The organism is Candidatus Woesearchaeota archaeon (assembly GCA_027858315.1).
Taxonomy (GTDB): Archaea; Nanobdellota; Nanobdellia; order Woesearchaeales; family UBA583; genus UBA583.
In genome coordinates this window covers 1-11436 of record JAQICV010000029.1, presented here as the reverse complement: position 1 = coordinate 11436, position 11436 = coordinate 1, and the positions used below count along the sequence as shown (strand labels likewise).

12 protein-coding genes are annotated in these 11436 nt (G+C 25.6%); 6 read left to right on the top strand and 6 right to left on the bottom strand.

All coding sequences use genetic code 11. From position 1 onward, the window contains the following. From PF569_02045 to PF569_02030, 4 genes are all read left to right on the top strand, one after another. Positions 1 to 698 (top strand): hypothetical protein (locus PF569_02045; GenBank protein MDA3855012.1); only part of this gene is annotated, 698 nt, incomplete at its 5' end. Between the two features lie 57 nt (positions 699 to 755). Further along, a complete protein-coding gene (locus PF569_02040) occupies positions 756 to 1883 on the top strand; it encodes a hypothetical protein (GenBank protein ID MDA3855011.1) in 1128 nt (375 codons plus the stop codon). A 1-nt stretch (position 1884) separates the two neighbouring features. Next, positions 1885 to 3747, top strand: coding sequence for an HD domain-containing protein (locus PF569_02035; protein MDA3855010.1), 1863 nt, complete (start codon positions 1885 to 1887; stop codon positions 3745 to 3747). Positions 3748 to 3815: 68 nt separating this feature from the next. Further along, positions 3816 to 5513 (top strand): GH3 auxin-responsive promoter family protein, encoded by a 1698-nt coding sequence (locus PF569_02030; protein MDA3855009.1) that lies wholly within the window; start codon positions 3816 to 3818, stop codon positions 5511 to 5513. On the opposite strand, the gene PF569_02025 is transcribed toward PF569_02030, so the two are convergent. Then, entirely contained in the window at positions 5510 to 6766 is a 1257-nt protein-coding gene (locus tag PF569_02025) for a hypothetical protein (protein ID MDA3855008.1), read from the bottom strand. The two genes, PF569_02030 and PF569_02025, sit on opposite strands and share 4 nt — an antisense overlap. A 104-nt stretch (positions 6767 to 6870) precedes the next feature. On the opposite strand from PF569_02025, the gene PF569_02020 reads away from it, so the two are divergent. Beyond that, the gene (locus PF569_02020; protein MDA3855007.1) at positions 6871 to 8628 is read left to right on the top strand and encodes an adenylosuccinate synthetase; all 1758 of its coding nucleotides are present in this window, start codon (positions 6871 to 6873) and stop codon (positions 8626 to 8628) included. Between the two features lie 31 nt (positions 8629 to 8659). Here PF569_02020 and PF569_02015 read toward each other — a convergent pair whose 3' ends face one another. Beyond that, on the bottom strand, positions 8660 to 8899 hold the full coding sequence (locus PF569_02015; GenBank protein ID MDA3855006.1) for a hypothetical protein: 240 nt from the start codon (positions 8897 to 8899) through the stop codon (positions 8660 to 8662). Positions 8900 to 9042: 143 nt separating this feature from the next. After that, positions 9043 to 9474, bottom strand: a complete 432-nt coding sequence (locus tag PF569_02010; GenBank protein MDA3855005.1) for a hypothetical protein — start codon at positions 9472 to 9474, stop codon at positions 9043 to 9045. 101 nt (positions 9475 to 9575) lie between these two features. On the opposite strand from PF569_02010, the gene PF569_02005 reads away from it, so the two are divergent. Continuing rightward, a complete protein-coding gene (locus PF569_02005) occupies positions 9576 to 10325 on the top strand; it encodes a hypothetical protein (GenBank protein ID MDA3855004.1) in 750 nt (249 codons plus the stop codon). Positions 10326 to 10328: 3 nt separating this feature from the next. Here the strand turns inward: PF569_02005 and PF569_02000 are convergent, their stop codons facing one another. From PF569_02000 to PF569_01990, 3 genes are read right to left on the bottom strand one after another with little or no spacing between them, the layout of a single operon-like run. Further along, positions 10329 to 10724 (bottom strand): DUF302 domain-containing protein, encoded by a 396-nt coding sequence (locus PF569_02000; GenBank protein ID MDA3855003.1) that lies wholly within the window; start codon positions 10722 to 10724, stop codon positions 10329 to 10331. A 3-nt stretch (positions 10725 to 10727) separates the two neighbouring features. Then, the gene (locus PF569_01995) at positions 10728 to 11078 is read right to left on the bottom strand and encodes an SHOCT domain-containing protein (protein MDA3855002.1); all 351 of its coding nucleotides are present in this window, start codon (positions 11076 to 11078) and stop codon (positions 10728 to 10730) included. Further along, a complete protein-coding gene (locus PF569_01990) occupies positions 11079 to 11249 on the bottom strand; it encodes a hypothetical protein (GenBank protein MDA3855001.1) in 171 nt (56 codons plus the stop codon). Positions 11250 to 11436 lie beyond the last annotated feature (187 nt).

The following is an 11436-nucleotide window of genomic DNA, read 5'->3' as shown; positions in this document are numbered from 1 at the left end:
CATTTTCTATGAAAATCGAAAATGTAAAATCTCTTTTATTAGAAAACAAAAGAAGTATAAAAATTTTAGAAAATATGTTCTACAGCTTTAAGCACTTCACCTATGAGCCAGAATATAATAAATATGAAAAAATCTCCTACAATGACTTAAAATTTGGTGATATACTATTATCTTTGAAAAATGATGAAATAATTAATAGTAGTTGGGTATATAAAATGATATTAATAAATACCAAATCTCATATTGGTCATGCAAGATTGTTTTATGAAAAGAAAAACAACAAAAACTATTTCATAGATGTTCCAAAAATGGCTTTAAATGTAAAATTTAAAAAAACAGTCAAGAAATACGATAAAAATGTTATTGGTTTAGTTATGAGAAAAAAAATACAATTAACTAAAAATGAAGAAAAGATAATTATAGAGTACATAAAAAATAAAGTAATAGGAAAAAGATTTGCTTTTTTCAAAGGTGCTTTTTTATCAGTCATGTTCAAATCATATGACAAATTCTCATTCTATCAAAATTTAAAAAATCCTTTCTCGCCAAGATGGTCAGTTTTTTGTTCAGAAAATATTACAAGAATATATGAAAGTATTGGAGTTTTCATTGGCGATAAAGATGATGAAGCAACAGTAACTCCAGTTGATTTATTTAACAGTAAAGAATTAGAAGTTATAGGGTATATAGACTATTAAAATGATATCGAAAATAAAATATATTTTTTTGGCAATTTTTTGCTCGGAGAAGAAGAAATGAAAATAGACAAAGTGGAAGTTTTACATGTAAAATTACCATTTAAACACAAATTCAAACACTCCAGTCAATCCAGAGGTGAAACTGAAAACATAATAATTAAACTTTATTTCGAAAATGAAGAAGGGATAGGTGAATGTCTACCAAGAGAATATGTTACAGGTGAAAATCCTCAAACTGTAATAGAGACATTAGAAAGAAAAATAATACCATACTTCAAAGAAATTGAATTCAATTCATTTGAAGACATTTTAATTACAATTGATGGTTTTTTACCAAATATAAATAAAAATGAACTCTCAGCATTCTCAGCATATGAACAAGCCCTTCTTAACCTCTCAGCAAAAATATACAACAAAGATATAGAAGACATACTAAATTTTTATAAAATAAAATTCAAAAAAAAAGACTGTATTGAATACTCTGCAGTATTTGGTATTGATTCAAAATTAAAAATAATAATCAAATCTCTACTAGTAAAATTATTAGGATTTAAACATCTAAAGGTTAAAATTAGTAAAAATAATATTAAAAATTTATTTCTAATTAGAAAAATATTAAAAAATATTGATTTAAGAGTTGATGCAAATGAGTCATTTTCAATAGATGATATAGTAGAAACAATTGAAATTCTAAATCAAAATAAAATAAAATTATTTGAACAACCATTCAAAGTAGAAGATGGTAATATAAGGCAAATGTATAATTATTGTTTTACGAATAAAATTAAAATTATCTTAGATGAGAGCTTATGCACTTTTGATGACACAAAAAAACTAATAGGTCAAAAAGAAGGAGATATAGCAATGATTCGTATATCAAAAAATGGTGGAATTTGTAACTCATTAAAGATATATGAATTTTGTAGAAAAAATTATATACCAGTAATACTTGGTTGTCTTGTAGGAGAGACCGTTCTTACTAGATATAATTTATTATTGGGACAATATTTAGAAACTATTGAAAACGAAGGAGATTACGATTCAATTCTTTTTGAAAAACCAATATTTATTAATCCTAAATTCAACAAAAAGGGTAAGTTTAAAAACCTACCAATTTATTTAAATTTTAAAGATACCCTTAACAGTAGTTACAAAGAATTCGTAATTACTAGAAAATTATATTAAAATGGATAATAATACGGTCCCTATGGATATTGAAGGAGGATATTGTAAAAAAGGACTCGAAGATATTACTGAACATATTATATCTTCAATATTTGTAGGAGAAGAGAATTTAAATTCACTAGAAAATGTTGTAAATATATGGAAATGGGCAAAAAAGAATAAAATATCTAAAGAAGTATTTTTTAAAGAAGTTCCAGATTTTTATGAAGAATTAACTACAAAAAGAATATTAAGTAAAAATGTTCCTGAAGAATATAGAAAAAATTCAAATATTTTCTCAAAAAAAAAATGTTTTGTACCATACAATCATGTTCTTCAAATATTTAATAATGTAGAAGAAGAATTATCTGGAGACTCATTTAAATTTTTCCAAGCAGGAATAGAATCATTTGAAAATTCATTAAAAAATAAGATATTACCATTATTCTTCAAAAGAGATTTATGTGCATTATTTCAAACTGCTGTAGGAGTTAATTCTCAATACAATAGAAATAAATATTTCAAATATACAACTGAAATTCAAGAAGATAAATCAATTAGAGGTAAATTAGAAGTAACCCCTGAAAAAGGGATTGCACATCCAAAAAATATTATTTATTATAATTGGGGTCATTATTATGCTTTAATGAAAAAATTCATGGATCCAAATAAGTTTGAACAAGAACATACCAATAATTTTAGATTATATCAATTAAAGGATAAAGATAATTCGGAGTTAATTCAAAGGTTATCTTTTGAATTAAATGAAAATACTGGTGGATTCACAATTGAAGCTGATTATAATTATAATGGTGAGAGATGGTTTGACAAATATTCACCTGTTTCTATCCTAAAGAATAAATCCAAAAAAGTTCTTGAAGAACATTTAAGTGAAATGCAAAATCATCAAAAAAAAATTCAAAATGAGATTGATAGTAGAACTAATATAATTAAAGAATGTGAAAGAGAATTTAAAGATAAAGACCCTGAAGCTGCTTTTCATTCATTAAGATTAGGTCATATGATGAGCAAAGTAGGAATTCAATTAGGATTTTCACAAAAACAACTTTATGTAGCAACAGTTGGTTCAAGATTACATGATATAGGCAAATATTTAATCCCTAATGAAATTAAAAATTTACCAAGAAGATTTACAAGAGAAGAAAGAAGTTTTATGGAAGCTCATACATTACTAGGTGCTTATGTTTTATTAGAAAAAGGGGTAGAAGAAGAGATTGTGCAGATGGCATTATTTCATCATGAAGCAATAAATGGAAAAGGATATCCATTAAAAATAACAAAAGAAGTAATGGGAGTTGAAAATCTTTTAATACAAATACTTGACAAAATTGAAGCACAATATTCATCAAGAGTATACAGAAGTTCAGATTTAGATGCAAGTGATGTTACAACAAATATTAACGAAGATAAATATAGGGGTGATTTAAATCCTGATTTGACTGATTTCATGTTAAATCAATCCTGGCCAACTTTAATTAAAAGTGGAACTGTCCCACTTAATTATAGATTTGAAACAAAAGAAAAATACTCACAATTAATGGAGAAAGAAATAGGTTATGTTAAAGGACACCACAAAGATTTTGATGTTACAATTCCAATTTCAATATCAAATCTACTTGAAGAATACAAATCTCCAGTAATTTTTGATAAACAAACATTAAAGACTAGAATTAAAGAAGAAATTAGTAGAACCTATCATGAGAAAATAGAGACTACAGAATATAAATCCTTATTTAAAAAAATCATCCCAGAAAGTATGTTTAAAGATGATAACGAATTTGAATCTTTTTATTTAGGAGAAGATAGAAGAGATTTAACAAAATCAAGTCAAAGATTAGAAAATAAATTAAAAATAGCAAGATAAATTGAACATATTTTACTTAAGAATTACAAATTTTTATTATAAATATGACTGACTTTAATTAGTTAAATATGAATCTTAAAAAACTTATTTTATTTTTAAATATATATCAAACTTATCTATATTTTGTAAAGAATAGACCTTTCTTAAAACTATTAGATAGGCCTAGAATTATCCAAGATAATTTATTTGAAGAAATAATTTTAAAAAATAAAAATTCACAATTTGGAAAAGATAATCATTTCAAAGATATAATTTCAATTAAAGATTACAAAAACCAAGTAAGTATTAATACTTATGAAGATTTAGAAAAATATATTGAAAAAACAAAATTAGGCATTCAAAATTCAATTATCTCAAATAAGTCCTTATTCTTTGCAATTACTTCAGGTACAACAGATAAACCTAAATTTATTCCTGAGACCAAAAAAACAATCAAATCACTTCAAAATTCATGGAATGTTTGGACATCACAAACATATTTACTCTCACCTAAGACATTTTCATTACTAGGAGCAATCCATGGTTTTTCTTCTAAATCTTATGAGGGAAGAACAAAAGGTAAAATTCCATTCGGGAGTGTTAGTGCTTTAATTCATGATAAACAATTATTCATAATAAAAAAAATGTATTGTGTTCCAGATGAAGTACTTGAAGTTGAAGATTATGAACTAAGGTACTACTTAATTATTATATTCATATTAAAGAGAAATTTAACACTTTTAATATCTCCTAATCCAAGTAATTTGTTAGTTCTTGCAAAAAAACTCAATAAACATTACGATGAATTAATTGAGGACTTAGAAAATAATACAATAATTAGTTTAATTGATAATAAGACTATAAATAAAGAAATTAAAAACAAAATTTTTGAATCTTACACAGATAGAAAAAAAAACCTTAAAATTGCAAATAGGTTAAAAAAAATCAAAAAAGGCAAAACTATAATCTATCCTAAAGATGTTTTTACTAATCTTCAAACAATTGGATGTTGGAAAGGGGGAAGTGTAGGAATTTATATTGAAAAACTTCCAAAATATTTTGGTAATGATGTATTAATTCATGAAATTGGATATATGGCATCTGAGGGTAGGTTTAGTATTCCAACTTCATATTCAAAGAAAGGGGAAGGAGTTTTAGAAATAACTTCAAATTTTTACGAATTTATAGAAGTGAAAGATTATGATAAAAATAAACTAGAAACAAAATTAGTCGATGAATTAGAAATAGGAAAGAAATATTACATAATAATCACAAACAGAAGTGGATTATATCGATACTTTATGGATGACATTGTAGAAGTAGTCAATTATTACAAAAAAACACCTCAAATTCGTTTTGTACAAAAAGGAAAATATTTTTCAAACTTAACTGGCGAGAAGATAAGTGAATGGGAAATAATTAAAATAATTGAGAAAACATTTAATCCTCATTCTTATCAAACATTCTTTGCTATTGCAAATATTAAACACGAAACTCCACATTACGAATTATATATTGAATTCAATAAAGAATACTCGCAGAAAGAATTTGATGAATTAGAAAACAAATTAGATAATAAATTAAAACAAATAAATATAGAGTACGAATCAAAAAGAAAATCCCAAAGATTAAATAAAATAAAAATAAAGAAACTTCCTGAAAATTTCATATCACTTGCTAAAAAGGAGTTTTCAAAAAATACTTCAAACGATACTCAAACTAAAATACCTAAATTAATTGTTTTAGAAAAAGATAAAAAAACATTAGAAGATATGAAAATTATTTAGAATCTTTTAGTGTATCCTAAACCAGCTTCAAAACCATCATGTTCAAATTCTTTTTGAGCATGAATGTTTAATTTACCATTTTCATTAATATTCAAACCTAATTCTCCTGAAAGAGTTTTATATATAGACTCCGCATTAGCAAGAGGCATAGTTACATTAAATGAAGGTATAAAAACATCATTTACACCAGATTTATCTTCAACATCATAATTCATATTAAATTCTAATTTTGAATTAGAAAAACCTCCATTGATATTAATATTCTTTCTTTTTTCATCTAATAATAATTCTACAGGAACCATAGTGTTTGGATCAATTGTTGAAAGTGAAGAATTAGAAGAATTATCTTCGTAACTACCATTTAACCATAATTTCAAACCTTCATTTAATCTTTCAATTCCAATTTTATACCCAGATGTATTTGCTGAAGTAAATTCATGTCTTTGTTCTCCTTGAATTAATCCTAAGGATAAAGCAATATAATCCTCATTATTATCTAAAATTTTAGCTTCAATTCCTGGAATTCTTTTTGTATGCTCAACTTCTCTGTTTAATCCAAATGGTTTGAAAGTTAAATCTGAGTTCTCTTTTTCTAAAGTGTAAGATGGAGTAATTTGTAATTTTCCATTCATAAGTCCAATTTGATAACCTACAAAATAAGTCTCTGAAGTAATTTTTTCATTAGATGAAGAACCAACAAATGTTACTCTCTCTTCTACATTTTTTTGACTATAACTTGTTTTCAAACCATTTTCATCCAAATCTGTAAGACTCAAACCAACTAAAAATCCATTCCCTGATTGTTTTTGATAACCAATAGTCTCAGGACCTTTATCAGTTTCACCTTCTCCAATTTTTCCTCCAATTTTCAAACCAACTAGTAAATCATCTAAAACTTCTTTTTTTGCACCCCAACCTAAACTAATTTCTTGAATTTTACCATCCATTAAATTATAAAAATCCCTCGGTGTAGTTCCATTAGTTACAACATTTGTTTTATGAGGGTCAATTCTTTGTTTACCTAAAGTTTCACTAAAACCTAAATTAAAAATTCCATAATCAGTAACTAATGAACCATTCAAATCAACTTTATTTCCTTCTTGCATATCAGAATCAATAAAAGTATAATCTACTCCAAATGAGCTTTGAGGATTATCAACGCTACTTTTTGCAAAAGCTCCTGGAACAAATGCTAGAGAGCCTCCCAAAAGTCCAACTAATATCTTATTTTTCAAATTCATTTTCTTTATCATAAAATACTCACTCGACATTCATTTTTAAACTTTAGGGTAGTAACAACTAAAAAGTATAAAGAAACAAGTAAATTTATAAAGTTCATTCATAATAAATAAATGGAATGGAATTAAAACAAATACTTGCTGATAAAAATGAAGATTTAATTTTTGAGAATATCAAAAATACTCGAAAAATAGAAGAGCTAGATTATGAAAATAATTCTGAATATGAAGAAAGGAGAGTTGAAGAAGTTTTACATCCTTTAATCAAAGAAAATCAAGTAATAATTGTTGCTGGAGCTTATTTTGGTGATGAAGGTAAAGGAAAAACTGTAGATGCAATTGCTCATAATGAAGACATAAAACTAATTCTAAGGGTAAACTCAGGAGAAAATGCAGGACATACAGTATTTAATAATAATGAGAAATTTGTATTCAATCTTGCTCCATCTGGACTTCTAATGAAAGAAAAAACAAATTTAATTGGACCTGAGTGTGTAATGGATCTTGTAAGTTTCATGCAAAAAGAACTATCTCAATTAACTGAAAAAAATATTTCATATAAAGATAGACTCTTCATTGGAAATGTTCATATTGTAACACCTTATCACAAATTAATAGATTTTATTGGAAATTTAAATAACTCTTCAACTCTAAAAGGAATGTCTCCTGTACATGCATCAAAAGTATCAAAAAGAGGAATAAGATTAGATCATCTATTTAATTCCAAAGAAATTGTTAAAAAAAGATTAGAAAAAGATATGATTACATACTATGGTCTACTTAAAGTAAAAAACCTATCAGAAGAACAAATTATTGAAATGTGTGAAGAGATTAATTCAGATGGAGAAATAAGAATTCCTCTATATGTAATTGATTTCTTAAAAGCTCTTGATAAAACAGAGTATCTAATTAATTTATATGATAAATTTGTAGTAAATAATAAAGATTTTCCTCAAATGGTTGATACTACTTATTTAACTCAAAAAATCCTAAAAGAAGGTGGAAAAATTCTAGTTGAAGGACCTCAATCGTATTGGTTATCAAATGGGTCTGAAAAATTTTGGGAATCCTCAACTTCTGCAAACACATCAGCTTCAGGAATCCTTGCTGCAACTAAATTTAATTTCCAAAAATACAAATCTGTTGTAATAAATATTCATAAAACTCCTGCATCTTCAAGAGTTGGAATTGGTGCAAACCCATCATCATATGTAAGTCAAGACTTCTTCTCAAGAAAAAATATTAATACATTAAAAGACTTAGGGGATGCTTGTACAAATTTTGATACAATTCAAAAACAATTCTTTGACTCAATTCAAGAAAATGGAATCTTAAAACCAACAACCTATGAAGATGAAACTGGTTCATACAAAATAAATGTTGCAATGGCTATAGGTTCATCAATACAACATGGGGAATGCGGTGCTACAACTAAAAAACCAAGAGTTTGTGGATTATTTGATTGTGTAGCTCATTATGAAGTAAATGAAACTCAAGGACCCTACCTTTCAATTTCAGCAGTAGATAGGGGAGATGATTATGATGAGATAGGTGTAACTATAGCATATATATACTACAGTCCAGAAAATAAATCTACTTTTTCAAACGGAAAAGAATACAAAAATGGAACAATAATAAAAGCTGGAAACTCACTTCCAACTGAGCAAGTACTATATAACTGTTATCCAATAATTAAAACTATTAAAGGTTGGAAAGAAACTCCTATTGCAAAAAACAAAAGAAAAGGAAACGAATTACCAAAAGGAGTCCAAGACTTAATTGGAACAATTGAACACTTTACAGGTGCAAAAATAATTTCAATAGGAAATGGTCCTAACACTGATGAGCTAATATATATCAAGAATAAACAAAATTAAATTAAAAATATTTAAAATAAAATAAAAAGATCTACATCTTTTTCATAGCTTTATCAACAACTGGTAAAATTTTGCCCATCTCATCTTTAGACATTCTACCAAGTTTTGCAAACATAAACTCATTAGTTGAAGAATTAAAATTTTGTCTAGTAATTTGAATTTTTGATGCTCCTTCACCATATGCCATAACACTTACTTTGATTTTAGTACTTTCAAAGCTCAACTCTTCTGCGAACAATTCTTTATCTAATTTAGGATCATAACCTGCCATTATACTATATTATATAATATTAAAGTTTATAAGGTTTTCTTTTTTATTATTTCGAATATTTTTTATTTTAATGTTAAGATAAAATGAATATTTTAATGAATGACCAAAAATTATTATTTTTGATTTAAAAAAAACGACAAATATCAATAGAAATCATTATTTTCATAGTTTTCAGAATCAGTATAACTATAACCATAACTCTTAAACAAATTAATTCGATTCATATTTAAATCCTCAAATTGAGTTTTTCTAATCTCATATTCACTACGATATGTTCCTCTTCTTGAAGTATATAAACTCTTTTCATCAATATTTTTTAAAGGATCAAAGAAAGATTCATCATTAGACCTATCTCTAATATAATCTCTTCTAAAATCAGAATAATCTTTCTCATTTTCAGATTCAACATCAGGAATGGATAAACCATAATAAACCTTAGGTTCAAAACTCTCAGCAGGATAACCTTTGTGATTTTTGATAATTCTTACATCATTTTTAATAAATTTAGTAGAGTGAACAAAGCTCAAACTAAAAATTAAAATTAAAATAATGAAAAACAATTTATTCAATTTCATATATTCTCAAGTAATTTGATATATATAAACCTAACTAATTATGATTATTCGTGAAACAATAAAAAATAAAATTTATAAACATAAACTCTTTAATTTAAATTATGGAAAGAAAGAAAAGATTAAAACCATCAAAATCAACTATTGGTTTTATCATTTTTCTAGTGATATTTACAATTTTTCTAACACAAATTCCTTCAATGATAAATGATGAAGATGATTTCTACTCAAAACCTACTATGCAAACCTATGGTAGAACAAATGATGAGATGTTAAAAACTAAATATCAAGTAATTACAGACACAATCATGTATGAATTAACTAATACTAAAATTCAGGATTCTCAAAGTAAATATATTGTTGAATTAACTCTTGCAAATAAAATTGATAATAGAGAAAACACAATAGCACAAGAAATAATAACTCTATATGAAAAAAACAAAACTAATGAAGCTAAAGAATTATCTAGAGAAATAATTGAAGAAAAATTAACAAAATTTGATGAAAAAGAAGATTGGACATGGAGAAATTATTTAATGTATTTTTCAAAAAATAATGAGAATTTTATCTTATACAATCAAAGTCCTATTTTAATTGAATACAATGAAAGTGAAAAAATTGGATTTTCAAGTCAAAACATAAGATTATATGAATTTCAATTATATGAAATAGAATTATTTGATGGTAGTAATGAAACTGTAAGATTAAACCTCTTAACAAACGAATCTGAAGGAGATTTAAGCAAGTATATAGATATTGAAACACATGAAAAAAACGATGAGTTAAAGTCAATAAGTTCGAAATTTATAGAATCAAACTATAATCACACTATAACATTCATAATTTGGGAGTAAATTTCAGATACTATCAATTACTTTTTGTAGTTTAGTCTCAATCTCTTTTGCTATATTTTCTAATTCTTTATTATCGACAAAGGACATAGCAATACTAGGTCTAATAGCATTAACAAAAGTTTTTCCTTCTTTTCTATATACAATAACATTACAAGGTAATAATAAACCTAAATCTATCTCAGCAATTAAAGACTTATATGCAAAAGGAGGATTACATGCTCCTAAAATAATATAATCCTCGAATTCAACATCAAGTTTTTTCTTAAGGGTAGCTTTTACATCAATCTGAGTTAATATACCAAATCCTTCTTTTCCTAATTCTTCAACAGATTTCTCTACTGCCTTCTCAAAATCATATTCAACTTCCTTTTTAATTCCGTATTTCATTTTAATATTCATTTTTTATTTTAACTCCTTTTTAATCTCTTCAAATTCTTTTTTAGTGATTTCACCTTTTGCAAACCTTTTCTTTGCAATATCTAAGGAATCTTCAACTTTATGTTTTGAATTATTTTGATTTCCTGTCGTAGATTTAATTACAAAATATATGAACCAAATCACTAGACCCCAAAATAAAATCATTATAAAACCCATCTCAAATAAACCAAATCCAAAAAGATTCGAATAACCATATCCATCCATCATATTACTACCTCCATAGTTTGTATTATATTCATCATTTAAATTATTTGAATACATCATACCTCCACCCATCATCTCATCCATTACTTTATGAGCTTCATCAGGATGCATTTACTCCATATAATAATCACCTATTAACTCTAATTGATGAATTGTCAAATCATTACAATTAGTATTAGATTTTACTAAACTAATAGCCTCAGTAAAATTATGTTCTTCAGAATCCGCAAATACTGTTCCAAATAATATTAGAATCAGTACAATAATACTAATTTTTCTCATTTTTCACAAGAGGATATTATGCTATACTATTTTATTTAGATTTTCTAACTTATAAATCTATAGTTGTATGGGCTTCATCCGATTGAGTATAAACAACAACTAATTATCTATTTTTATCTAAAAATTTATTTTTTGAATAAAAAATCTAAATTGAAAATTTAGAATAAAAGAAATATTCTTATGCATA

Bases quoted from the DNA above. Each gene is read 5' to 3' on its own strand.
- PF569_02040 (MDA3855011.1), top strand. From the start codon at position 756: ATGAAAATAGACAAAGTGGAAGTTTTACATGTAAAATTACCATTTAAA.
- PF569_02035 (MDA3855010.1), top strand. From the start codon at position 1,885: ATGGATAATAATACGGTCCCTATGGATATTGAAGGAGGATATTGTAAA.
- PF569_02030 (MDA3855009.1), top strand. From the start codon at position 3,816: ATGAATCTTAAAAAACTTATTTTATTTTTAAATATATATCAAACTTAT.
- PF569_02025 (MDA3855008.1), bottom strand. From the start codon at position 6,766: ATGATAAAGAAAATGAATTTGAAAAATAAGATATTAGTTGGACTTTTG.
- PF569_02020 (MDA3855007.1), top strand. From the start codon at position 6,871: ATGGAATTAAAACAAATACTTGCTGATAAAAATGAAGATTTAATTTTT.
- PF569_02015 (MDA3855006.1), bottom strand. From the start codon at position 8,899: ATGGCAGGTTATGATCCTAAATTAGATAAAGAATTGTTCGCAGAAGAG.
- PF569_02010 (MDA3855005.1), bottom strand. From the start codon at position 9,474: ATGAAATTGAATAAATTGTTTTTCATTATTTTAATTTTAATTTTTAGT.
- PF569_02005 (MDA3855004.1), top strand. From the start codon at position 9,576: ATGGAAAGAAAGAAAAGATTAAAACCATCAAAATCAACTATTGGTTTT.
- PF569_02000 (MDA3855003.1), bottom strand. From the start codon at position 10,724: ATGAATATTAAAATGAAATACGGAATTAAAAAGGAAGTTGAATATGAT.
- PF569_01995 (MDA3855002.1), bottom strand. From the start codon at position 11,078: ATGCATCCTGATGAAGCTCATAAAGTAATGGATGAGATGATGGGTGGA.
- PF569_01990 (MDA3855001.1), bottom strand. From the start codon at position 11,249: ATGAGAAAAATTAGTATTATTGTACTGATTCTAATATTATTTGGAACA.